The following is a 26,261-nucleotide window of genomic DNA, read 5'->3' as shown; positions in this document are numbered from 1 at the left end:
ATTTAATTAGATTTGGCAGGGCGGCGTATCCTGCATCTCTATTAACTACTCTATAGTAGCGTATTGGGTGCCTTTTCCAACCTCAAATCTAACTAATAAATATCTACGTGTATATTAATATTATAACTTATATAATAATATTTTTCAATATTTTAGGGAAAATTAATAATATTATGTTAACCATTATATTGTTTTACTCTTCCACTGTTTACTCTACTTTCTAATTTTGCTTCTTTTATAGCATACATTGAAGATACATATAAATATTCTTTTTTTGTATCTAATTCTGTAGCTACTAAAATATAATCATCAATTTTTTTTATAAACTCCACACTTTTTCCAGGTTTTTTAGGATGACTTCCTATATATTCAGGTGACTTTAATACCATTTTTATAGTGTCTATTATATCATTAAAAATATCTTTACTCAGTTGACATCTATGTTTTTTCTTTATATGTTTTATAACACCAGAAGAAGCATAAATTTTACCAGTATATTCAATTCCTGCAAGTTCTGCCGTTTCTTCATCTATGATTCCAACAACTTTGTCTGTAGACATATAAAGCACATTCCTTTCTAAGATAATTTACTATTAATACTGTAAAATTTATTTAAATTAAATATCTATATTTAAAGTATAGTTTATTCCAAAAAGAAAAGATAGTATAATATAGTTTTTTCATATATGACTTTATATAATCCCTTTTTATATAATTTATAAATGGCAAATAAGGTTCTATTTTCAAGGTATTTTTAGAAATTGTTTAATTTCTTTAAGTTTTATTGAGTATTCTTGCTTCTTTATAAAAATATAATCTATTGTCTATATTATATAAAACGTTTTCTTTTAAAGTTTTCTGTGATAATATTATTTATATATAAAATAAATTTCTAATGGGAGGAAATCATGAACAATCAACAACAGGAAGTATATAAAAAATTAGATGAGTTAAGCATACCTTATGAGGCTGTAAATCATCCACCAGTTTATACAATTGAAGAAATGGAAGAATTAAAAACATTACATATGGAATTTGTTGTAAAAAACCTATTTCTTCGTGATGCTAAAGGAAAAGAACATTTTTTAGTTGTATTAGGTAAAGACAAAAAAGCAGATTTAAAAGATATTCGTCAACAAATTGATAGTAAACCTCTTAGTTTTGCATCAGAAGAAAGACTTCAAAAATACTTGAAACTTACTAAAGGAGCTGTGACTCCTTTTGGTATATTAAATGATAAAGAGGCTGTTGTAAAAGTTGTATTTGATAAGGATTTATTAAAAATGGATAAAATAGGTATACATCCAAATGATAATACTGCTACTGTATTTTTAAAATTTGAAGATATGAAAAAGCTTATAGAAGAAAATGGAAACGAAATATACTACGTAGAAGTATAATTGCAACTTAAAAAATGGCAAAAGCAACGAATGCTTTTGCCTCCTTACTACTGGTGTAATTAATACCACTGGTATAATCATCTCCATTAGTATAATTATTTTCTACAACTTTTTTTCTACAATAATGATTATTTATATTTACTTATCTTTTTTTTGCAGATACAAGTAACATCATAGGTCTACGTAGCTCATCTTTCATATCAGGAATTGTATCTAACAGTTTTTCTTCTGGTTGAGGTTCAATAATTTCTAATATTTCAAATCCTGTTTTCATTAACGTATTTAAATAAGTTGTTAATGTTTTATGATATTTTATAACCTCTTCTCCTAGAAAATTTGACTTACGTACTCCTTCTTCAAAATATCTATCTACTGGCCAGTGTAGATTAGTGCCATCTTTATCACAGTACCACTCTTGACTTCCATATGCAGTAAATATAGGATGTTCAACAGAAAATACAAAATTACCTTTATTTGAAAGACAATTACTTATATTCTTACATATATCTTCAAATGATTGAATATAATGAAATGCCAAGGAACTAATAACTACATCAAAACTATCTTTTGGAAAATTAATATCTTCAATAGGCATACATATGTAATTTATATTATCAAGTTGCGTTTTGTTTCTAGCTTCTTTTAACATTTTTTCTGAAATATCAACTCCAACAGCAGAAATTGCTCCATTCTCAACTGCATATTGACAATGCCATCCAAATCCACATCCTAAATCTAAAACTCTTTTTCCTTTGAAATCAGGTAACATTTTTTTTAAAACATGCCACTCTCCAGCACCTGCTAATCCATTTGTAGAACGTTCCATTTTACTGTATTTATTAAAAAATCTATCATCATCATATTTATTTTGTTTCATAAAGTTTCCTCCATTTTAAATATATTCACTTAGCAACACTCTACTAAACACAAAATATAAGTTTTTATCACTTTTATATAAAATAATAAAAGTTTCTATAAATAAATTTTTTAATAATATAAATGAATATGATTTATATTATTAAAAAATTTTTCCTTATATATAATAGACAAAAAAGTGATATTATTCTAATTTTATTACTTAGTTTATAAATAATCAATATAATTTATCCAATATTACACATTACTAAAAAAACTAAACATAAAACTGAAAATTATTATTAAGTTTTTGTAGAAATATTATAAGCATAGATACATTTTTGTAACAACTACAATAAATTTTTAATACTATATACTATTCGTATGTCTTATGGGAGGTATTTATTATGTTTAAAAAAATAGTCGCAATAGCAAGCTCTATCATTGTAAGTACAATATGTCTAACTGGATGTGATTTTAACTCTAATGACAAAAAAGGTGAATCTTCTTCGTCTAAAAATCTGGATAAAGTAACTATAGCAGAAGTTACTCACTCTGTTTTTTATGCTCCACAGTATGCTGCTATTACGAAAGGATTCTTTGAAGATGAAGGTATAAAGATTGACCTTATAAATACCCAAGGTGCAGATAAAACTATGGCAGCTTTGATTTCAGGTGAAGCAAACGTAGGTTTAATGGGTCCTGAAGCATCTATATATGTATATAATCAAAACAAAAACGATTATGCAGTGAACTTTGCTCAATTGACAAAAAGAGATGGTAGTTTTCTAGTTGCTAGGAAAAAAATGCCTAATTTCTCTTACAATGATTTAAAAGGAACCGAAATATTAGGTGGTAGAAAAGGTGGAGTTCCACTAATGACTTTTGAATATGTTCTAAAAGAAAAAGGTCTTACTATTGGAGAAAATCTAAAAGTAGGCAATGTTAATGTAAGAACTGATGTACAATTTGGTGTAATGGCTGGAGCTTTTGCAGGTGGAGAGGGTGACTTTACAACAGCATTTGAACCTACAGCAACAGCAATGGAAAAAGAAGGTAGTGGATATATAGTTACATCTATAGGAAAAGATTCTGGAGAAATACCTTTTACAGCATACTCTACTACGAGATCATACATGAAAAACAATAAAGATTTAATTCAAAGATTTACAAATGCTGTTTATAAAGGTCAATTATGGATTCAACAAGCATCTAGCAAAGAAGTAGCTAAGGCTATGCAACCTTTCTTTGAAGATATATCTTTAGAAGATTTAACAACAGTTGTAGATAGATATAAATCAATAGATGCATGGTCTCAAAATCCTGTATTAAAAGAGGAAGGTTTGAAGAAATTGATGACTGTTATGAAAGAAGCTAAAGAACTAGATAAGGAAGCACCTTATAAAGATATCGTAAATACTGAGTTTGCAAACAATGCTATAAAAAATATTAAATAAAATATATTAGTTTTAGCTAGATATTTTCTTTTTTTATAATGAAAATTAACAAAAATATAAAAAGAGCCTTTTAAAAGACTCTTTTTATATTTGAGATTAAAGTTTATATAATAAAATAGATATTAAAGTACTAACTGTACTTATATATCTATCCTCTGTATTCTGCTCCAGCATTAATTTTTGTAATTTGAACGGCTACCATTTCTTCATTGCTTCCATTAGTAATTTCATGCCACTCTCCTGTTGGTACAAATACAGTATCTCCGTTTTTTACATCACATTCATGCTCACCAAGTTTCATTTTACCTTCTCCTTTTAGGAACACAAATATTTGTTCACCATTAGGGTGTCTATGAGCATTAAGAACTTGATTAGGTTTAAAATAATAAACTTCTGAAGTTATATCGTTACCAGCAAATACTGGTATTTTTGGAACTGCTGTATCATTATATTGAGCTAAGCTTCCGTCTAATAGATTCTTTTTATTTTCATGCATACTAGAAATACCTCTTTTCTATATTAGATTTACTATTATTATACCAATATAAGAAAATAGTATTCTCACTTTACACAATAGGAATAAAATTCTTTTATTTTTAAATATAAGTATAATACTATTTTTATAGTTAGAAAAATACAATCCTTATAAGATATAAAAAATTAACATAATATAATAAATTCTAAAAGTATTTTTAGATATCTAAACTTTAATATAAATAACATATCAATATTTTTTATAAAAAATTAAAATTATTTAATACATTTAAAATTTAATTAGAATAAATAATTTTAATGAATTAAAAAGGACCACTTCATTTAATAACTAGTATTACGAATGTGGTCCATATCAAAGATAAAAAATTTATTAATATTTATAAAATATTTTACTCATATGTGAATTTATTTTTTATTTCAGTTTAATTTAAGGTATACAAAATTATTTTATAAAATCAACACCAAAAGTCATTTTTACAACAATTACAGTAACAATCTTTACAACCACAATCATTGCAACAGCAATTACTACAGTTGTTACAACAGCAATCATTACAACAACATTGTTTTATTTCTACTTGCACTCTTGATATATTATTGTTAAGGTTTGAATCTGGTGCTGTTGAAGTAACTTCTGCAATATTTGTTAATCTATCAAGACATGTTGATTTTATAATTCCTCTTAATAGAATCACTCTTAAAGTTCCAGCTGGTAGTGTACCTATATTAAGACTTCCAGTCCATGGTTGAAAACTTACACCTCTATCAAGTGAAAATACTGCTTTCTTAAGCTTATCTGAAACATTGTCTATTAAAGTAACATTTTGAGCATTTTCTGGTCCTGCATTTGATACTACTATTACAAAATCTATTTGCTCTCCTACACATGCTTCTGTTTTATTTGCTAATTTTATTACAGAAATATCTGCTGATGAACTTATATCTATTTCTGATGTTGAAGTATTATTATCTGGATTTGGGTCAGGTGTAGTTGAACTTACTGTTGCTGTATTTATAATTGTACCTATTGCTGTTTGACTTACTATTCCCCTTATTATAATATTTCTTATCTCTCCAGCATCTAAAGTGCCTATACTAAGACTTCCAGTCCATGGTTGAAAAGTCACTCCATTATCTATTGAATATTCTGGACTTAAAATAGAAGCTGGTATATTATCTGTTAAAGTTACGTTCTGAGCAGTAGACGGTCCTGCATTTCTCACCTCAATTGTATAGTCTAGTACATCTCCTGGTACAACAACAGTCTGATTGCTTCGTTTTACTACAGAAATATCTGCTGATGAACTTACCTCTGCTTCTGATGTTGAAGTATTGTTATTTAGATTTGGGTCAGGTGTAGTTGAACTTACTGTTGCTGTATTTATAATTGTGCCTATTGCTGTTTGACTTACTGTTCCCCTTATTATGATATTTCTTATCTCTCCAGCATCTAAAGTACCTATATTAAGGCTTCCATTCCATGGTTGGAAAGTCACTCCATTATCTATTGAGTACTCTGGATTTAAAATAGAAGCTGGTATATTATCTGTTAAAGTTACGTTCTCTGCAAAAGATGGTCCTGCATTTGCAATTTCAATTCCATAAATAAATCTTCCCCCTGGTATAGCAACTGGTTCGTTGCCTTTTATCACAGAAATATCTGCTAATGGACTTATATCTGTTTCATCTGTTGAAGTATTATTATCTGGATTTGGGTCAGGTGTAGTTGAACTTATTGTTGCTGTATTTATAATTGTACCTACTGCTGTCTGGCTCACTGTTCCTCTTATTATAATACTTCTTATTTCTCCAGCATCCAAAGTGCCTATACTAAGATTTCCATTCCATGGTTGGAAAGTTACTCCTCCATCCAATGAATACTCTGGATTTAAAATAACATCTGGTATATCATCTATCAAAACGATACTTTGTGCAGCAGATGGTCCTAAATTTGTAACTGTTATAGTATAACTGAAAGTTTCTCCTGGAACTGTTGTATCCATATTGCTAGTTTTTATTACTTCTATATCTGCTGATGGAACTATAGGAGTTGTCACTGTTGATGAATCCGTAACTGGTTCTGGTACATCTGCACTTACTTCTGCTGTATTAGTAATATCTCCTGTAGCAGTTGAACTTACTAATCCCTTTATGATAATTCTTATTAATTGCCCTGGTGCAACTGTACCTATATTAAGACTTCCAGTCCATGGTTGGAAAGTTGCTCCTCCATCCAATGAATATTCTGGATTTAAAATAACATCTGGTATATCATCTGTTAAAACTACATTCGTAGCATTAGATGGTCCTTCATTAAAAATTTCAATTGTATATACAAATTCTTCTCCTGGAACAGCTACATCCTCGTCAGCTACTTTTATAATAGAAATACCTGCTTGTGGGTTAACTGGTGTAATAATGGTAGATATATTGTTGCTTAAATCTGGGTCAGGTGTAGTTGAAGAAACTGTTGCTGTATTTACTATATATTCTGAAGAATTTAAACTAACTGTTCCTTGAATTAAAACTGTTAATGAAATTCCAGAGTTTAAAGTACCTATATTAAGACTTCCATTCCATGGTTGAAAACTTGCTCCTCCATCCAATGAATATTCTGGATTTATAATAGAAGCTGGAATATCATCATTTAATATTACATTTTCAGCATTTGCTGGTCCTAAGTTTTCTACTTGAATAGTATATCTCAATAAAGTACCTGGAACAGCTGAATTAGGTTCTGCTGTTTTCATTACTAAAATATCTGCTAATAAATTCACTTCTGTCTCTATTGTAGATGCATTATTATTAAGGTTTGGGTCTGCTGTAGTTGAAGATACTACAGCTGTATTTGTTATAATTCCTACTGTTGATGGATTTACAATACCCCTAATTATAATAACTCTTGTCTCTCCTACTTCTAATGTCCCTATATTTAAACTTCCAGTCCATGGTTGAAAAGTTACTCCTCCATCTAATGAATACTCTGGATTTACAATAGAAGCTGGTACATCATCTGTTAAAACCACATTTTCAGATGGGAATGGTCCATTATTTACTACTTTTATAGTGTATATTAATTCCTCTCCTGGATTCACTATAGTAGGTTCAGATAATTTTGTAACTTCAATATCTGCTGATATTACTTCAACAGGAACTGGATTAGAATCTACTGAAAAATCATTTGGTATACCGCCTTCTACAGGTGTATAGGAGTAATCTATATTAGCTATATTATTAGTAGGATTTGGGTTAGGAATACTTTCAACCACAACATCAAAAGTTACTTCAACCCCTGTTCCTCCTCCAATATCTGGAAGTGGGAAACCTGTATTAGGGTCTACTCCTGGTACAGATACTCCATCAACCGTTACAGTTCCAGGTATAAACTCTAAACCATTTGGAATTAAATCCCTAAAAAATACATTAGTTAAAGGGCTATCACAAGTATTATCTAATGTAACTGTATATGTGATTATATCACCTACATTAGCAGTTTCTGTGTTACTTGTTTTTATTGGAGTAAAAGTTGGAACAGCTATTTCTCTTAAAGAAACATCATCTATAGCATAGTCATTTCCAATGGCGCTTTCTCCTTCACTAAAAAATTCTACTGTAAGTTGATTATTATTTTGAGAATTAATCACAGTACCTACTTCTTTCCATTCTGGTGCGTTTGTATTAACTGGAATTTGAGCTCCTAATGTTGCTTGATATAGTATATTATTATTTTGGTCAAATATTCTTACACCTAGCTGTGGTGGTGGATATCCTGTTACCTTAAAAAGGTTTAAAATCCAAGTGCTAAATAAATAATTAGTGTTAGGTGTAACTTGTACTGTTGATTTAAAAAATACAGCTCCAGGATTAAAACCATTTACCACCATCATTCTTCCTGTTTCATTTCCTGTAGTATGGTCAGCAATACGCCACCAAGCTCCTATAACATTACTCATTGCATTTGTCATAATATTTTGTACTGTATATTCTCCATCTAAAGGTGTAAACTTAGTTGGGTCTGGTACAACATACGTAAAATCTGGCGTCACATTTGGGTAAGGTTCTATTTCAGGTCCTGTATTACTTGGTGTACCTGGTGGAAAAAAACCGAATGTTCCGTTATCTGCATCTGTAATAAGGTTTATATTAGATACAGATACGCAAGAATCCAATATATTCTCTATAGGTGTATAAATCACAGGCCCATTTAATATATTTTGATTTGTTATATCTGAACCTGCTACTGTTATTAATAGTGTGTTAGGTGTTGTACCATCTAAGTTTGTTGAACCAATAGGAGGATTTGTCACAGAACTAATAGGTGGCATTTCTGCAATTGGAACTGGACCTACTATCGCTGTTGCAAAATCCCCTGGTGTTGGTACTCCTCCTGTAGTTCCAAAAGCTTCTACAATTCTATAGTTACCATCTGGAACATTAGTAAAAACATAATTTCCTGATGCATCTGTGAGAACCACAAGTCTAACTCCAGTTGCTATATCTTGTAATACAACTGGTATATTGGCTATTCCTGAGTCTCCAGAATCAATGGTAGCACTTCTATTTCTATCAAAAACTATTTGTCCTGATACTGTTGCCATATTATCACTCCTTTGCGATTACAAAATTTGTGTTCATAATATATTATTCTTTAAAACTCTTTTATGTGACATTTTAAGCCTATAAGTGCGCTTTTTTTCTATAACATCTAATATGTATTTTTTTTATTTGTAATATCAATTTTTTATATTTTATTGTATATGTTAAAAAATATCTTATGTCATAAGTTAAAAACTATCAAATAATAGTAAATGGCATAAAATGTATTTTTTATGCCATTTTTCAATAATCAAGTATTTTCAATGTATTTATAATAACAAAATTACAATTTGTCAGTGAAATGTCAGTGATTTTTTTGTTATTTTTTATTCTTTTTAATTTGAGCAGATTAAGAGTATGCTTTTATATTATAAATCATCAAACAAAATATCGTAAAATTTAAAATTAATTACTTGAGATATTCAGAGATATAATTTTCTGTATTTTATTTTTATCTAATTGAGTTTAGAGGGTCTATTTTTCTCAAAAATAACAAGCTTTTATATTGCTTTTTAAATGGGTTTAATTTTTTTCGGCGATAGTTTGTACCTTTCTAATCAAATCAAGCTTAAAATCTACTTAAACGCTTAATCTGGTACTTTAATCTAAAATCAATAATTTTAGTTGACTTTATTTTTATTATGTAAACTAATTTTTTTCTGAATTTTATATATAATTTTGAATAATCAATATAATATTGTAATTGTTTTTATATCGATTTATATTAGTATTATGAATATTTTATTTATATTCATTATATTAGTATAAGATACAAAGAGGATTTAATCATGAAAAAAATAATGAATTTTTTTAAAGAAAACTCAACATTCTATTTTGCTACAGTTGAAGATAATAAACCAAGAGTAAGACCATTCGGATTTATAATGGATTATGAAGGAAAATTATATTTTGGAATCGTAAAATATAAAACTTCTTATAAGCAATTACTTGTAAATCCCAATGTTGAAATTTCTACAACAAGTAAAGTTGGAAAATGGATTAGAATTAAGGGAATAGAAAAGACTAGATATGAGTTTATATCTAGTCTTTTTATTTATTATCTATCAAAAATGATTGTTTTCCATAATGCAAAAAATTCTCTTGTATAATAAGTTGGTACAAATGAAAGTTTTGATTTACTAGCATAAAAAGACGTATTTTTATATCCATTTCTATATGCTAATATTTTACTTCTGAGAACATGAAAATCTGTTGTTACTATTTTTACTTTTAAATCGCTTAGTTTTCTTTGACTATGTTCTTCTATCTTCAATTTTGAATATTTAAAATTCTCATAAGTATTCGTGGATTTATCCTCTTCTATTATCCTATTTTTATCTATACCATTTTTTATAAGATAATCTTTCATAGCTTTTGCCTCAGTTATTTTTTCTCCACTTCCTTTACCACCAGATACTACCACATAACAATTATCATTAATTTTTAGGTATTTCAATGCAGTGTCTAACCTACCCTTCAGGGTTGTACTTGGTGTAGTCTTTTTTACAGAAGCTCCTAAAATTAAGAGATAATCACTTTTTGATTCTAAACTATTTTTAGGATAAAAAATAATTAGACTCTCAGTAACTACAAATACTATTAAAAAAATGCTGATTATTATTTTTAACACCCTATAAAAAACCTTCTTTTCTTTAATTTTTTTCTTAAATATTTGATAGATAATTAGTACAATTCCTACAACTAAGAAAATCTCACTAAATGAAATTCCTCCAAAAACTATTTTGAGATAAAAATAGTAAATTGTAAATATTATACCAAGTATCAAAGTTATACTATTTAACATATCTTCATAGTCCTTTTTTATTTATTTTTGTATAAAGAAGAATCTATACACTCTATAAGACAGTTGTATTCTCCATCTATGCAATTAATCCAACTTGCTATACTGATATTTTTACCAAATGTATTTGTCTCTATTTTGAATTTTGAATGCTTATTTTCTTCTAATCCGTTAAGAGGGCAATTATTACATGGTCTATCAGATTTTAATAGTGATTTATAACAGGTTTCTCCTAATTTTATCTCTAAATCCAAACGAGACACCTTATTATTGACAAAAAGAAGTTCATAAGTATTTGGATTCACTATATAGATATAATTATCAATAGAATCAAGAATTTCTTTAAGTACTGGTTTGGATTTCTCACATTTATCTGCTAATTTTATATTATTATCACTTATATTATTTTCAAGTCCATTTTGGTAGATACAATCATTATAAAGTGCATACTTATCTTTTCCTTTGCTCTTTGCATAATAAAGTGCTATGTCTGCTTTTTTATAAAGTTCTTCAAATACAGTTCCATGTTCTGGTACAAATGAAATTCCAACTGTTCCAGATATTTTATATGTCTTTTTATTTTCCGTATAAGAATTTCTAAATATATCGCATATTTTTTCTGCTTTCTTTTTGGTATTCTCAAAAGACTGAATATTTTTTAAGAATACTATAAATTCATCTCCACCAATTCGACCTACTATATCATCTTTTCTAAATATAGGTTTTAGGTTTTTAGAAACTTCAAATAATACTTTATCTCCAAATACATGTCCTAAATTATCGTTCACAGATTTAAAATTATCTATATCAACAATTAAAAATGCATGCATTCCTAAGCTTGCTTCCTCAGAGTTCAAGAAATCATTAATCAATTTTTCTGTAGTACCTTTATTATATAATCCTGTAAGAGTATCTCTTTCAGCTTTTAATTTCAATCTAATTTCTTCATTTTTTTGCTTGTCAATATCTTTAACATAAGCAAGTGCTTTTATATCGTTCGTAATAGAATCTTTTATTAAGTGCATTGTACAAATGACCCAAATCATTTTATTTTCTTGATTCATTCTTTGATATTCTAATTTTATTTCAGTCACATTATTTTTATATGCATCCAATAAGTTTTCACATAAAAATGTATTTAAAAATGTTTCTTTATTGTCTTTATGTACAATACTATTTGCTATAGTTTTTACCATTTGAGAATAGTTATTGTCAGGCTTAATTCCAAATGGTTTTTGCCAACTTTCATTTCCTTTGATAAAAGTATCCTTTGATACATTTATTTCATAGGTTATCATTGCTTCCGACAATATAGCTGAATGATACTTACCTTCTTGATTGTATCTTATTTCTGCTTCCTTTTGTTTGCTTATATCTTCCTGTATACCAATTGCTCTTACAGGATTACCATCTTCATCAAAAATAGTAGTCAAGGTAACTTTATTCCATATATAATTTTCATCTGGAAGTTTCATCTTAACTACACAACTTGCTTTTTTTGCTCCATTTATTACATTTTCATACATGTTTATAAAATCATCACTAAAATCTTTATGAATAACTCCTGATTCTACTAGAGAATATGGAACATTTTTAGTAATTTTATAAATATTATATTTATCAAGCTCTTTACTAGTATTTAAAAGTGACTTTGTTTTTATATCATACTCAAATATAGTGTTTGATGTTTGCTTTAATGCAATTCTAAATCTTTCTTCATTTATTTTAAGTTTTTGTTCTGCATTTTTTAAATCTGTTATATCATTTAGAATCCAAATACCTTTTTCAATACCATCATCATCAACAATAAGCCTTCCTTTTATAGAAACCCAAATAATATTACCATCTCTTCTTCTTATTCTATGTTGATATACAGCTATTCCTTTTGTGTTTAATTGATGTTGTATACTTTCAAGAGCCTTCTTTCTATCTTCATAAAAAACAAGATTACAAGCTTTGTATTTAAGTTCATTTTCTAATTGTTCACGTGTATATCCAATCATTGAAAGATAACCAGAGTTAGCGTATTTTATAGTAAAATCATCATTAAATTCTGTTATAATTATACCACCTAAAACATTTTCTGATATCATTTCAAGTTCTAGATTTTTTTGTTCCATCTCTTGTTCTAATTGTTTTGTTCTAGTAATATCTACAGTTACACAACAAAAATACTCTTTTCCATCAGGTTCTGTTATAAGCTCCCCTTTATCTAAAACCCATACTGTATTACCATTTTTTGTTATAATCCTATATTCTAATTCAACAGTTTTATTTTTGTAAAGTTGTTTAAAAATTTCTTTTTTTATTCTTTCAACATCATCTTTATGTATTAAACTATAAAAATCATTATTAAACAATGTTTTTATTTCTTCTCTTGTATAACCAAACAACTCTATAAATCCATCACTTAAAAAATTAATATTGCATGTCTCACCCAGGGTACACTTTTGTACTCCTCCAGGAATGCTATTTGTAATAGATGAGATTTCTTTGTTAGCTTTTAGTATATCTTTCTGAGATTTATTGTTTTTATAAATAATATATATTATAAGCATAATAAACAATAAGAATACCTTGAAAATAAGAGAAAATGCTAATTGATTTATTTTATCAATGTTTCTTCTTACAGTATATTGTGGTATCACAGAAATTACATACCAGTCATTTACACCAATGGGTGTATAAGTAGCATAACGATTTTCTCCTTTGTATTCATATGAGGTAAAGCCACTCTTGTTATTTTTTGTATCTTCATATATTTTTTTATAGCTATAACCATCATTAAAAGAAGCTTTTTTAAATATATCATATATGTTACTACTTGACTTAATCAGTTTGTTTGTATGTGAAGATTTTAAAACAAATTGACCACTAGATTCAAATATATCTATGTACCCTTCACTATTAAAACTTGTTATATCTATAAATTCAGCTAATTTATCATTGTAGTAAGAACCGTATAAAACACCAATTATTTTGTTATTCTTATTAAATACAGGAGTAGCTATAACAAAAGTATCTTTTCCATCAATTGGAGATTTCACAACTTCAGATATATTACTTTCTCCTTTAATAGCTTTCTTAAAATACTGATACTTTGACACATTGATAATTTTGCCATCACTGGTATGACTTATTCCATCAGGAGATACAATAGAGATTCTTTGAAAGTCAGATTCTTTTGATATATTAGCTAATAATGGAACTATTTTTGAGTTATCTATAGTATTAAAATAAGAAACCATATTTGCCACACTTTTAATAAAGGATAGAGAACTATCTAATTTTATTTTTATAGCATTGGAACTTTGTAGGGATATTTCTCTTAAATTAATTTTACTATTTTCTTCTTCCTGGACATTAGTTTTAAATGCAAAATCAGAAAAAGAAATTATTGTAAATAAAAATATTAAAACAATACTCAGTACATTTTTTAACGATTTTGCTCTTATCACTTAATCACCACCTCCCATTTAAGACTCGCTGACTATATTTTATAGACTAATTTTTCAAATTCTTTAATTGGTAATGGTTTTGAAAAATAATATCCTTGAACAATATCACAATTTGCTTTTTTTAACATTTCTATTTGACTTCTTGTTTCAATTCCTTCAGCAACAACCCTTATTCCTAATTGCTTAATGAGAGAAACTATGCTTTTTATAACAATTTGACTCTTATCAACATCTTTATCATCAACAAAAAATCCTCTATCTAATTTTATTACATTTAATGGTATATTTTTAAGCATATTTACAGAAGAATATCCAGAGCCAAAATCATCCATTGCAACTATAAAGCCAATATCCTGTAGGTTTCTACTAACATTAAATAGAGTATCAGTATCTCCAAACATACTAGATTCAGTAATTTCAATTTCTATTAAACTATATGGTATTTTATATCTATCACATATATTTACTATGTTTTCAATAAAATCTTTTTTAAAAAAATCAACTCTTGAGAAGTTTACAGATATAGGTAAAGGTGAAATTCCTTTATCAAATAAAGACCGGATTTCTTTACAAGCTTGTTCTAATATGTACATATCAATCTTTCTAATAAATCCATTTTTTTCAAATATAGGAATAAAATCACCTGGATATATGACCTCTTTTTCTGTATATTGCCATCTGACTAGGGCTTCACTTCCACAAAATTTATCTAATTTAATATTGTATTTTGGTTGTAAATACATTACGAATTGCCCACTTTCAAGAGCATATTCCATTTCTTTTTCTATCTTATCTTCAAATAATAATTTCTCTCTTAATTTGTCATTAAAAAATGCAAAATTTACATCACTATTATTTTTTATTGATGATTTTGCAAGTGAAGCTCTATCACTATATACACTTACAGATAAATCCTTATCTTTGATTTCATAAATTCCAAAAGATAAGTTTACAAGTTCATTATTTGCCATAATCTTTTTGATAATATTTATTATATCCTCTTTTTTGTTATATGTTAATAATATATTGAAATTATCAGCACTTACACGAGCAAAAGTTTCATTGATATCAGTCAATTCATTTAAAGTATCTGCAATATCTTTTAATATTAAATTTCCCTTTTTATGGCCATATATATCATTAATTGCTTTAAATTTATCAATATCGAATATGACCATTGCATATTTATTATTTTGTGATGTTTTCTTTAATAAATTTGTAACATCTAATTCAAACTTTCTCCAGTTGGAATAACCTGTTACAAAATCCGTATATGCTACTTTTTCTATAGTTTTTTGACTATTTGCTTTTGAATATAATATGTAAATTATAATACCTAAAAATAAAAATGAAAGTATAATCCATCCAGCAATTGTAACTGTTATTATGTCATTTGTTTCATATTCTAACACTCTATTAATATTACCTACATAAAAAAATGTAAATACACTAAAAAAGAATAGTACTATAAATGCTATTGATATATTCTTTGCTATTAATCTATTTTTTTTCAAATAGCTACACCTCACTCTCTTTAGCAATTATAATATAATTGATTCACTTTATTTTACTATTAATAAGTATTTTTTACAATTAAGTTTTATAAATTGTTAATAAAGAGTATTTAAATAAATATCATTATCATTTAAAAGATAACAATAGTTAAGGGTACAAATATATCAATAGCATATTTAATTATATTGAATCCATATTTATTAATACAATTAAATACACTATCGCTTATATTTATACCCATCTATATATAGCTTAAATATTAATATTTATTTTTCTAAAGCTTCTCTTCTTATTGATGATTTTTTAAAATACTCTATTAATTTATTTTTATCATTGTTAAATATAGCTTCTTTTACTAAATTTACTTCTGATTCAAAGTTTTCTATAACTTTTAGTAAATTATCTCTATTTCCTAAAAAAAGTTCACTCCATAAGTCTTCATTCATATTTGCAATTCTAGTTAAATCTCTATAACTATCTCCAATAAATTTACCCGTATCTCTACCTTCTTCATCACTATTTATAAGAGCAACTGCCATAACATGAGGTAACTGAGAAGTAAAAGCTATAATCTCATCATGTTTTTGTGAAGTTAACTTTTTTACTCTTTTAAATCCAATCTCTAAAATTAAATTTTCAACTAACTCTAAATTTTTTATGTTGTTTCTGCCAGTTGGAGTAATTATATAATTTGCACCATTAAAAACTTGTTCACTTGCAAAATCAATACCCTTTTTTTCCCTACCTGCCATTGGATGTCCAAATATAAAATCTATATCATCTGGAATAATTTGCAACACATCATTGATAAGTGTTTCTTTTATTCCTGTAGTATCAGTAATTATAGTCCCTTTTTTAAAAAAGTTTTTATTCTTATTTAGAAAATCTACAACTAATCTAGGATATATAGATAGTATAATTAAATCAGCTTTTTTAAATAACTCTTTACCTGTAGTACATCCTTTTTTTATGATTTTTGCTTTTTCTGCTTTTTTTAAAGTTTCTAAATCTACATCTACTCCAAATACATTTTCATATCCAGCTTTTTTTAATGCTTTAGCAAAAGAGCCTCCTATAACTCCTAGTCCTACAATAACAATATTCATTATTTTTACTTCCCCCTAGATTATTTTTCTTTAAAGTCAAATTTAAAATTTTCACTGACTGCATTTGTAATATTATATACAGCATTATTTAATGATTTATCATTTAAAATCTCTATATCTGAAAATTTTTTATAAAGATTTATTCTCTCATTATAAAGATTATACAATCTATCTTTTCCGTTTTTTAATAATGGTCTTGAATTAATATTTATATCTTCCAAAATCTTTTGTATAGGTCTATCAATAAAAATTATTATACCTGTTTCTTTTAGTATTTCCATATTAACATCCTTTTTTATTACACCTCCACCTGTAGATATCACTGTTTTATCACTTATAGAAAGTTCTCTACATGCTTGAGTCTCATAGTTCCTAAAGATATCTTCTCCTTCTGAAAACAACTCTGCTATACTTTTTTGAGATATTTGAATTATATAATCATCCATATCACAGAAACTACAATTATATTCTTTGGCCAAAAGTTTACCAATTGTAGTTTTTCCACTACCTGGCATACCTATTAATATCAATTTTTCTTTTGTTTTATTTATCATAACAATCTCCCTTACAAAAATTCTAATTTTAGTTCATTATATATAACATCTAAAATACTATTATCTATTTTAGTATCTTGCCAAATTTCCTGAGATTTTATTGCTTGCCCCACCAGCATATATAATCCATCACAAGTTTTTTTACCCATACTATTACCAATTCTTAAAAACTCTGTTTCTCCAGGATTGTAAATTAAATCTATTAATATATCAAAATTTTGTATAATAGATTTTGACACTGGTGAAATTCCTACATTAGGGTACATACCTACTGGTGTAGCATTTAATATTATATCTCCTTTTATATGTTTAAGTTCTTCATAATCTATTAATATAGCTTTACTATTTAATAATTTTTTATCATCCTTTTTTCTAGTTGAAACATAAAGCTTTTCTATACCAGAATCAATAAAATATGTAAGAGCAGCTTTAGAAGCACCTCCAGTTCCTAATATAACTGCTACTTTTCCTTGAACATCAATATTAGCCATTTTAAACATACTATCAAGACCAAAGTAATCTGTATTGTAACCATATAACATATTTTCTCTGAGTAAAATTGTATTAACTGCTCCTATACGTTTTGCCTCTGGTGATATAAAATCAAGATATTTCATAATACGCTCCTTATATGGTACAGTAACATTTACCCCTTGTATTCCTAATAATTTTATAGCACCGTCTAGCTTAGATATATCTTCTTTTGAAATTTCAAAGTTTTTATAAGCACTTTCAATATTCAATATCTCGAATACTCTCTTGTGGATTTGAGGTGAAACACTGTGAGAGAGTTTTTCACCTACTAGACCGAAAAAATTCATACTTACACCTCCTAATAATTATAAATTAAATAAAAATTTATCTTATCTATTCAGTTTTATTTTTATATACTCCCATAAATTTAAAATATGCTGTATTATGTTCTATCAATTCTAATAAATCGTACACTTTAGCATTGTATATAGAACACTCAAAATCTATATAAAAGAAATATCTCCATGAGGCATTTTTCATAGGTCTTGATTCTATTTTTGTCATATTTATATTATTTTTAGCAAAGTATCCAAGTACTTTATAAAGTTTTCCTGCTTCATGTTCAACAGAAAATACTACACTCATTTTGTTTGATTCTTCTTCAATGTGTATTTGATTACTGATTACTACAAATCTTGTATAGTTGTTTGCTATATCATTTATACAAGGACTTATTATTTCTAATCCATAAATACTTGCAGCTTTTTTGCTTGCAATTGCTGCTTTTGTTTTATCTTGAAGTTTTCTTACAAGTTCTGCACTTGTTGCTGTGTTATTAAATGGTATCAATTTCCATGTACTATTTTGTTTTAAAAATTCACTACATTGTCCTATACCTTGTGGATGAGAATATATTTCTTTTATATCTTCAAGCTTTGTGTCTTTTATCCCTATTAAATTTTGGTCTATTTTTATACATTCTTCTCCAACTATATAAAAACCGTACTTTCTCAAAAGGTCATAAGTTTCAGAGATAGCTCCTGTAGATGAATTTTCTATGGGGATTATTCCATAGTTTATTTCTTTATTTTTAAGTGCTATGAAAACATCTTCAAATTCTTTAAATTGTTTTTTTGATATTTTTTTGTTGAAGAATTTATTTAGTGCTTCTTCTGTAAATGAACCTGATTTTCCAGGAAAGCCTACTAGGATATTTTTTTTATTTAATTCATCTTTTAAAGACTTATATTTATTTACATTTGACAAATCAAAATTCTTATTTGATGAATCTAAACTAAACTCGATTTTCTGCTCACCATCATTATCTATAAATCTTTTTTGTAATCCTCTACTAATTTCCATTATAGAATTAAAAAACTGTACCGTTTCTTGTGAATATGCTTTATTATCTAAATTATCTACGGCTCTACTTAGTACTTTTTCTTCTCTATCTTTTTGAAGTATAGTAGTGTTATTTTTCATTTTATGTCTGGCAATTTCAAGAACTGTATTCATTCTCTTTTCAAATAATTGAATAAGCTCTTTATCTATATTGTCAATCTCATTTCTATATCTCGTTAAATCCTCCATTATTATCGTCCTTTCATCAAATCAAAAATTCCAATGGCTGTTACTGCTTCTATTACAGGTATAGCCCTTTGAACTATACAAGGGTCATGTCTGCCTTTAATATATAAAATATCGTCCTTTTTATCTTTTATATTAACTGTGTTTTGTTGTCTGCTAATTGATGGAGTTGGCTTAATTGCCACTTTGAAAATTATTGGCATTCCAGTAGTAATCCCTCCTATAATTCCTCCATTGTTATTTGTTTTGCTCTTAACTTGATTTCCTTCATAATACATTTCATCATTACTTTGAGAGCCATACATATCTGCAAGTTCAAAACCTAAACCAAACTCTACACCTTTTACAGCAGGAACAGAAAACAATAAATGTGATAAAGTAGATTCAACAGAGTCAAAAAATGGATTTCCAAGCCCTACATTAATACCTACTACTGCACACTCAATTATACCACCAACTGAATCTCCTTGATTTTTTGCATCTATAATCGTATTTTTCATGGCTTCTTCCTTTGATAAATCAAGTAAAGGTAGTTCCAAAGTTTGCAAATTTGATAACTGTTGTTTTGAAATATTTACATAATCAAAACTCATATCTTCTATATTTTTAATTTTTTTTATGTGTGCTCCTATCTCTATTCCTTTTTGTGATAAAATTTGTTTACATATAGCCCCACAAAATACTAATGGAGCTGTTATCCTACCTGAAAAATGACCTCCACCTCTATAGTCATTAAATCCAGAATATCTCACATTACCTGTGAAATCTGCATGTCCTGGTCTCATTAAGTTTTTAAGCTCTCCATAATCTTTTGAACGAGTATCACTATTTCTTATGATTGCACATAATGGCGTTCCTGTAGTTCTTCCATTAAAATATCCACTTAGAATTTCTGGTATATCACTTTCATTTCTTGAAGTAGATATAGAATTTTTTCCAGGTGCTCTTCTCTTCATTTCTTTATCAATATTATCAAGGTCAAGTTCAATCCCCGAAGGAAGACCATCTATATTTATACCTATAGCATTTCCATGAGATTCTCCAAAAATTGATACTTTTAAATTATTTCCCCATATTCCACTCATCAATTCGACCTCCTAACATCTTAAAATCTTTAAAAAAATGTGGATAAGATTTTGATACACACTCAAAATCTTTTAATATTATTGGTTTATCACATCTACAAGAAGCAATTGCAAGTGTCATAGCAATTCTATGGTCTTTGTGACTCCACACCTCTACTCCACCATTTAACTTGCTTACTCCTTCGATTATCAAACTATCCTCTTTCTCCTCTATATTTGCTCCAAGTTTATTTAACTCAACATTTATTGCATGAAGTCTATCACATTCTTTAATTCTAAGCCTACCAGCATTAATTATTGTAGTCCTCCCTATACTTAAGGATGCTACTACAGATAATACAGGTATTATATCTGGGCATTGAGATGCATCTATCAAAGTACCATTTAAACCATTTGTTATTCCTTTTATTTTGTTGCCTTCTCTTAATATTTCCATTCCCATCCTAGATAAAATTTCAACTACTTCACTATCCCCTTGAAGAGAATCTTCTTTAAGGTCTAATATGCTAATATCTTCTCCTATAGCATCTGCTGATAAATAAAATGCTCCTTGAGAATAATCTCCTTCTACTTTATAATCTCTCGCTTTATACGTTTGATTTCCTTTTATAATAAATTCTTTATAGTTATTGTTTATAATTTCTACCCCAAAATCTTTTATCGTTGAAAGAGTTAAATCTAAATATCCTTTAGATTCTAGCTCAGTAGTAATTATTATCTTTGAATCACTCTCTAGCGTAGGCAATATAAACAGTAAACCTGTGATAAACTGAGAACTTATATTTCCTTTTACTCTAAATTCATCTGGTTTAAGCTTACCTGATATAATCAAATCTAACTGATTTTCTTTGTAACTATATTTTATATTCTGTCTGTCAAATATCTCATAATAAGTATCAAGTGGTCTTTTTCCAAGATTTCCTCTACCTATAAACCTTTTTACACCATCAAATGCTAAAGATATAGGTACTAAAAATCTCAATGTAGAGCCTGATTCATTACAATCTATTGTCAATTTAGGTTGATTCAACTGATTCTCTCTATTTAAAATACCTTCTTTAGAAAAAATTCCCGAAATTTCTAAAATATCTTCTTTCTTTTCTATAATAGCTCCTAATGATGTCATTGCTCTTATAGTAGCTATTATATCATCAGAAAAATCTATATTAGAAATTCTACTTTTTCCATTGCTTAGAGATGAACAAATAACTGCCCTATGTGCCATACTTTTTGATGGTGGTATTTTTACATCTCCAGATAATTTACTTGGATATATTTTTAGACTTCCCATTATCTTACCTCCTGAAAAAATTTAGAAGTAGTATTATATATAATACTCTCTCCAATATCTTTTAAAAGTATTATTTTTAATGTATCACCTAGATTTTTTTTATCAAGAGATATAGCATCTACTATAGATTTATTATCTCTTAATTCAATCTCATAAGGCAAATTATAATTCATTAAAATTGATTTTATAAGTTCTGATGTCCCTTTTTTTGTAATTCCTATCTTTTCACTTTCTAAAGTTATCTTATACATTCCTATGGCAACAGCTTCTCCATGGGTATAACCCGTAAAATTGTAGTATTTCTCAATAGCATGACCTAATGTATGGCCAAAGTTTAGAAGCATTCTATCTCCAAAGTCTTTTTCATCAGCTTCAACTACAGTTTTTTTAATAAAGCAACATTTATGTATAATGTATTCTATATGTTGCATTACTTCTTCTCTATTTTTTAAACTTAAAAGTTTATTGAAAAAAGTTTTGTCTTTTATACATCCATATTTTATAACTTCTGCCATTCCATCTCTATAGAATTTTTCTGGAAGTGATAATAATACATTTGGGTCGATAAACACAGCCTTTGGTTGGTAAAAGCTTCCCACTAAGTTTTTGCCTCTCTCAAGGTCAACTCCAACTTTTCCACCTACAGAACTATCAACTTGTGCTAATAAAGATGTTGGAATTTGAATAAAACTTATACCTCTTAAAAAAGTTGCTGCTGCAAATCCACCTAAATCACCTATTACCCCTCCTCCTAAAGTAATAATCAAATCTTTTCTAGTTAACTTAAAGTCAAGTAAACTATCGTATATTTTAGGAAGAGTATTAAATGATTTTGTTTCTTCACCAGATTTTAATATTAAAGATTTAATTTCAAATCCAGATTCACTTAAATTATTTTTTACTTTATCCAAGTATAATTTTGCTATATTTTCATCAGTTACAATAAAAATCTTATTTCCAAAATATATTTTTTTTATTTCTTCTCCTATATTCTTTAGTATATTTTTTTTAATAAATATATTGTAGCTATTTTCTTTTAAATTTACTAATAGTTTTTCTTCCACGTTTAACCATCCTTTTATAGATTATATTTCTCTACCAACTGCTGATGCGATAGTCTTTAATTCACTTATCAATTCATCATATTCATTTGGCTTAATCGATTGTTTTCCATCACAAAGTGCATGTGCTGGGTCATTATGAACTTCGATTATTAGACCATCTGCTCCAACTGCAATTGCTGCCTTAGATAAAGAGTCAACCATCCATGATTTACCTGCTGCATGACTTGGGTCAACTATAACTGGTAAATGACTAAGTTTCTTCACAGCTAAAATTGCACTTAAATCCAAAGTATTTCTAGTATATGTTTCAAAAGTTCTTATACCTCTTTCACAAAGAACTACATTTTCATTTCCTCCAGCCATTATATACTCTGCTGACATTAGCCACTCTTCAATTGTAGCAGATAATCCTCTTTTTAAAAGTATTGTTTTATTTGTTTTACCTAATTCTTTTAATAAATCAAAGTTTTGCATGTTTCTAGCTCCAACTTGAATTACATCTACATTTTCTTCAAATATATCTATATCTTGTGTTGACATTATTTCTGTAACTATAGGAAGCCCTGTTTTTTCTTTTGCTTTTTTTAATAAATCCAATCCATCATATTTCAATCCTTGGAAAGCGTATGGTGATGTTCTTGGTTTGAATGCTCCACCTCTCAAAAATCCTGCACCTGATTTTTTCACATCTTTAGCTATAGATACTATTTGGTCTTCTGTTTCAACAGAACAAGGCCCAGCTATCATAGCAATTTTCTTTGAACCAATTTCCATTCCATTAACATTTATGATTGAAGGTTCTGGATGAAATTTTCTATTGGCCTTTTTAAAAGGCTCTACCACATGCATAACTTTTTCAACTACCTTATTTGCTTCTATTCTTTTGGCATCTATTTTACTAGTATCTCCAACTAAACCTAAAACAGTTAATTCTGTTCCATCTATGGGATTAACTTCTACTCCTTCTCTCCCAATAGCCTCAATTAATTTTTTAACTTCATTTTTATCTGCTCCCATTTTTAATACTACTATCATTTTTACTACCTCCCAATATTATAATTTTATATTTAAAATAAAAAAGAGAACTCACTAATGAGTTCTCTAAAATAATCTATCAAGCACTAAATCTTATATAAATATATAAAATAATCATTTTTATAAAATTTACTTATGCTCAAAATCACTAAAATAAGGCCTCACCAGAAAGGAAGTACATATATTTTTGTAAAAGAAATAGCCAGCGCTAAAATAAAAGCCCCAGAACATAAAGTAAAAAAAGCTATAAAGTTTTGCTGTTAGTTCTTTTAATATTCCTTTCATAGTATTATCCTCCATTTTTATAATTTATTATTCTTCTTGTTTAATAATTATAACAAAGAAAATATAATTGTCAATATTTTCTATAAATATTTTCAATTTAAAATATTTTTTTATTTACTTAAATCAGCTTCTCAATTGATGTATTTTTATAAAATCAATTAAACATCATCTGTAATTTACAATAATTTTTTTATTTTAAATATTATAATTCCAACAAAAATTATACATAGCATAAAAAATAAAGTTGCTGGATATCCATAAATCCAGTTTAATTCTGGCATATATCTAAAGTTCATTCCATATATACCAGTTATAATTGTAAGTGGTGCTGATATGGCTGTTAACAAGGTTAATTTTGTAATTAAGTTATTTGTTTTCTCACCTACTCTGGAAGAATAAATATCTAATAATTTATCTGCTAACTCTCGTGTTGACAATGCGAAATTGTATAATTTGTCAATTCCAAAATCTATACCTTGAAAATTTTCTAAATTATATTTTTTTACATTTGAATATTTTAAATATCTTATATTTTCCTTAACTATTCTATCCCCAATATACAAAAGAGGTCTAGTATTCTTAACTATAATTCTTGTTAATCCTCTTACATCACTTATTCTAGATACATGATTCTTATTAATGTTGTCCATCATTTCATCTTCTATTTGAAGAATTAACTCTTCAACTTTTTCCAAAGACTCAAAACCATTTTTTATAACTTCTCTAAGAATCAAGTAGTTTATCTTAAATAGATTAATAACTGGATTTTTTTCAAGTTGAGAGTTCTTCAAAATAATATTTTTTACAAATTCAAATAAAAAGTGTTCTTCATTCACTACAACCAATATAAAATTATCTGATAAATACATATTTACCTCTTCTATAACAGCTTCTCCATCTCTTAGTTCAAATGTATTTAGGCTTAAAAAATCGTAATTATCAAATAAATCAAGTTTGGTTATTTCATCAAATTTAAGACAATCATTAAAAGTTATTTCATCTATATCCAAAGTTTCCTTAAGCAATTTTAAATTTTTTGGAGCACTTAATATAAGATAAGAATTTTCTGCTACATAAAATTTATCTCTAAAATCTTCAATAGTCTCTCTTGTATTTAAATTCAGTATATACATACATCTACTCCTAAATTTCAATTTACATTCTAAAAATTTTTTATAATCCTTACTGTAATTATTTTACACTATTTTAATAATTATTATTTAATATTTATATTAAATTTATTATAAGGTAAGTGTTAAATACATTTATTATTTAACCAAAGTTTTTATTACAGATTACACTATATACTTATTTTAAAACATATTTCATATTATTGATACTAAAAAATTATTGATACTAAAAAAGCTAAAAAATAAAATGCATGTGCTAAACTGACAACAAGCACATACACTTCATTCTTATTTTAACTAAACTATATAATTTTAATATATATTAATAAGCACATAATCTAATAATTAATATATTACAACTATTCATCATTTAATCTGTATCCTACACCAACTTCTGTAATTATATATCTTGGGTTTGCAGGTTGTTTTTCTATTTTTCGTCTTAACGTTGCCATAAAAACCCTTAAAGACTTAGTCTCATTCCCTATAACACTACCCCATATTTCTTTTATTATAAAATTATGAGTAAGCACTTTTCCATGATGCTTTGCAAGTAATGAAAGAATATTATATTCAATAGGTGTCAAATGGACTTCAACATCATCAACAATAACTTTTCTTTTATCAAAATCAATCAATAATTTATCTACTTCAAACGTAGATTTAACATCATCTTTTTGTTGAGCTTCTACTTGTGAATGTCTAAATGCTACTCTTACTCTTGCTAATAACTCTACTATGGAAAATGGTTTTGTTAAGTAATCATCTGCCCCTGCATCAAATACTTCTACCTTGTCTCTATCTTGCTCTCTAGCTGAAACTACAATTATTGGTATATTTGAAAATTGTCTGATAGCTTTTATTACCTCTATTCCATCCATATCTTCTAAGCCTAAATCTAAAAGAACAACATCTGGAGAATATGAGACAGCTATAGATATACCTTCTTTTCCAGTTATAGCCTCCTTGACATCATAATCCTGTGTTAAAAGTGCAGTAGATATAAATTTTCTTATTGTCTTATCATCCTCTACTAACAATATAAGTTTTTTACTCATTTCTTCCTCCAAAAC

Annotated in this window: 21 protein-coding genes; 3 read left to right on the top strand and 18 right to left on the bottom strand. The window is 27.3% G+C overall.

Annotated features, from left to right (window positions below; all coding sequences use genetic code 11):
- Positions 1 to 176: 176 nt before the first annotated feature.
- The gene (locus CDIF1296T_RS09960; protein ID WP_009897041.1) at positions 177 to 560 is read right to left on the bottom strand and encodes a PBECR3 domain-containing polyvalent protein; all 384 of its coding nucleotides are present in this window, start codon (positions 558 to 560) and stop codon (positions 177 to 179) included.
- A gap of 348 nt (positions 561 to 908) precedes the next feature.
- Here CDIF1296T_RS09960 and CDIF1296T_RS09955 point away from each other — a divergent pair, with 348 nt between their 5' ends.
- Positions 909 to 1,400: a prolyl-tRNA synthetase associated domain-containing protein gene (locus tag CDIF1296T_RS09955; RefSeq protein ID WP_003428667.1), complete on the top strand. Its 492-nt coding sequence runs from the start codon at positions 909 to 911 to the stop codon at positions 1,398 to 1,400.
- 142 nt (positions 1,401 to 1,542) lie between these two features.
- Here CDIF1296T_RS09955 and CDIF1296T_RS09950 read toward each other — a convergent pair whose 3' ends face one another.
- A complete protein-coding gene (locus tag CDIF1296T_RS09950) occupies positions 1,543 to 2,277 on the bottom strand; it encodes a class I SAM-dependent methyltransferase (protein WP_009897039.1) in 735 nt (244 codons plus the stop codon).
- Positions 2,278 to 2,662: 385 nt separating this feature from the next.
- Here CDIF1296T_RS09950 and CDIF1296T_RS09945 point away from each other — a divergent pair, with 385 nt between their 5' ends.
- Positions 2,663 to 3,712, top strand: a complete 1,050-nt coding sequence (locus CDIF1296T_RS09945) for an ABC transporter substrate-binding protein (protein ID WP_009897038.1) — start codon at positions 2,663 to 2,665, stop codon at positions 3,710 to 3,712.
- 148 nt (positions 3,713 to 3,860) lie between these two features.
- Here the strand turns inward: CDIF1296T_RS09945 and CDIF1296T_RS09940 are convergent, their stop codons facing one another.
- Both CDIF1296T_RS09940 and CDIF1296T_RS09935 read right to left on the bottom strand, forming a co-directional pair.
- Positions 3,861 to 4,208, bottom strand: a complete 348-nt coding sequence (locus CDIF1296T_RS09940) for a cupin domain-containing protein (RefSeq protein ID WP_003435528.1) — start codon at positions 4,206 to 4,208, stop codon at positions 3,861 to 3,863.
- A 454-nt stretch (positions 4,209 to 4,662) separates the two neighbouring features.
- Positions 4,663 to 8,805, bottom strand: coding sequence for a DUF11 domain-containing protein (locus tag CDIF1296T_RS09935; RefSeq protein WP_009897035.1), 4,143 nt, complete (start codon positions 8,803 to 8,805; stop codon positions 4,663 to 4,665).
- 786 nt (positions 8,806 to 9,591) lie between these two features.
- Here CDIF1296T_RS09935 and CDIF1296T_RS09930 point away from each other — a divergent pair.
- The gene (locus tag CDIF1296T_RS09930; RefSeq protein WP_009897034.1) at positions 9,592 to 9,912 is read left to right on the top strand and encodes a pyridoxamine 5'-phosphate oxidase family protein; all 321 of its coding nucleotides are present in this window, start codon (positions 9,592 to 9,594) and stop codon (positions 9,910 to 9,912) included.
- Here CDIF1296T_RS09930 and CDIF1296T_RS09925 read toward each other — a convergent pair.
- The 14 genes from CDIF1296T_RS09925 to CDIF1296T_RS09860 all read right to left on the bottom strand — a co-directional run bounded on the left by CDIF1296T_RS09925 (position 9,861) and on the right by CDIF1296T_RS09860 (position 26,246).
- Positions 9,861 to 10,607, bottom strand: a complete 747-nt coding sequence (locus CDIF1296T_RS09925) for a YdcF family protein (protein ID WP_009897033.1) — start codon at positions 10,605 to 10,607, stop codon at positions 9,861 to 9,863. The two genes, CDIF1296T_RS09930 and CDIF1296T_RS09925, sit on opposite strands and share 52 nt — an antisense overlap.
- Before the next feature lie 17 nt (positions 10,608 to 10,624).
- Positions 10,625 to 14,062 carry a sensor domain-containing diguanylate cyclase gene (locus tag CDIF1296T_RS09920; protein WP_018112840.1) on the bottom strand — a complete coding sequence of 1,146 codons (3,438 nt, stop codon included), beginning with the start codon at positions 14,060 to 14,062 and terminating at the stop codon, positions 10,625 to 10,627.
- A gap of 32 nt (positions 14,063 to 14,094) precedes the next feature.
- A complete protein-coding gene (locus CDIF1296T_RS09915) occupies positions 14,095 to 15,576 on the bottom strand; it encodes a putative bifunctional diguanylate cyclase/phosphodiesterase (protein WP_009897032.1) in 1,482 nt (493 codons plus the stop codon).
- Positions 15,577 to 15,843: 267 nt separating this feature from the next.
- Positions 15,844 to 16,683 carry a prephenate dehydrogenase gene (locus CDIF1296T_RS09910; RefSeq protein ID WP_009897031.1) on the bottom strand — a complete coding sequence of 280 codons (840 nt, stop codon included), beginning with the start codon at positions 16,681 to 16,683 and terminating at the stop codon, positions 15,844 to 15,846.
- Positions 16,684 to 16,703: 20 nt separating this feature from the next.
- Positions 16,704 to 17,237 (bottom strand): shikimate kinase, encoded by a 534-nt coding sequence (locus CDIF1296T_RS09905; protein WP_003439413.1) that lies wholly within the window; start codon positions 17,235 to 17,237, stop codon positions 16,704 to 16,706.
- Positions 17,238 to 17,248: 11 nt separating this feature from the next.
- Complete coding sequence (gene aroE / locus CDIF1296T_RS09900) at positions 17,249 to 18,058, bottom strand: shikimate dehydrogenase (protein ID WP_003439416.1); 810 nt, start codon at positions 18,056 to 18,058, stop codon at positions 17,249 to 17,251.
- A 46-nt stretch (positions 18,059 to 18,104) separates the two neighbouring features.
- Positions 18,105 to 19,301: a prephenate dehydratase gene (gene pheA, locus CDIF1296T_RS09895; RefSeq protein WP_009897029.1), complete on the bottom strand. Its 1,197-nt coding sequence runs from the start codon at positions 19,299 to 19,301 to the stop codon at positions 18,105 to 18,107.
- A 2-nt stretch (positions 19,302 to 19,303) separates the two neighbouring features.
- Complete coding sequence (gene aroC / locus CDIF1296T_RS09890) at positions 19,304 to 20,383, bottom strand: chorismate synthase (RefSeq protein ID WP_003439421.1); 1,080 nt, start codon at positions 20,381 to 20,383, stop codon at positions 19,304 to 19,306.
- Complete coding sequence (gene aroA, locus CDIF1296T_RS09885) at positions 20,361 to 21,674, bottom strand: 3-phosphoshikimate 1-carboxyvinyltransferase (protein ID WP_009897028.1); 1,314 nt, start codon at positions 21,672 to 21,674, stop codon at positions 20,361 to 20,363. Before aroA ends, aroC begins: the two co-directional genes overlap by 23 nt.
- Positions 21,674 to 22,738, bottom strand: a complete 1,065-nt coding sequence (aroB, locus tag CDIF1296T_RS09880) for a 3-dehydroquinate synthase (protein ID WP_009893310.1) — start codon at positions 22,736 to 22,738, stop codon at positions 21,674 to 21,676. Before aroB ends, aroA begins: the two co-directional genes overlap by 1 nt.
- Positions 22,739 to 22,759: 21 nt before the next feature.
- Positions 22,760 to 23,773 (bottom strand): 3-deoxy-7-phosphoheptulonate synthase, encoded by a 1,014-nt coding sequence (aroF, locus tag CDIF1296T_RS09875; RefSeq protein WP_003439427.1) that lies wholly within the window; start codon positions 23,771 to 23,773, stop codon positions 22,760 to 22,762.
- A gap of 129 nt (positions 23,774 to 23,902) precedes the next feature.
- Complete coding sequence (locus CDIF1296T_RS09870) at positions 23,903 to 24,058, bottom strand: hypothetical protein (protein ID WP_003428626.1); 156 nt, start codon at positions 24,056 to 24,058, stop codon at positions 23,903 to 23,905.
- Positions 24,059 to 24,234: 176 nt separating this feature from the next.
- Positions 24,235 to 25,191 carry a magnesium transporter CorA family protein gene (locus tag CDIF1296T_RS09865; RefSeq protein WP_003428624.1) on the bottom strand — a complete coding sequence of 319 codons (957 nt, stop codon included), beginning with the start codon at positions 25,189 to 25,191 and terminating at the stop codon, positions 24,235 to 24,237.
- A gap of 356 nt (positions 25,192 to 25,547) precedes the next feature.
- On the bottom strand, positions 25,548 to 26,246 hold the full coding sequence (locus tag CDIF1296T_RS09860) for a response regulator (RefSeq protein ID WP_003439430.1): 699 nt from the start codon (positions 26,244 to 26,246) through the stop codon (positions 25,548 to 25,550).
- Positions 26,247 to 26,261 lie beyond the last annotated feature (15 nt).

The organism is Clostridioides difficile ATCC 9689 = DSM 1296 (genome assembly GCF_001077535.1).
Taxonomy (GTDB): Bacteria; Bacillota; Clostridia; order Peptostreptococcales; family Peptostreptococcaceae; genus Clostridioides; species Clostridioides difficile.
The sequence above is the reverse complement of the archived record's forward strand: the minus strand, read 5'-3'. Positions and strand labels throughout refer to the sequence as shown.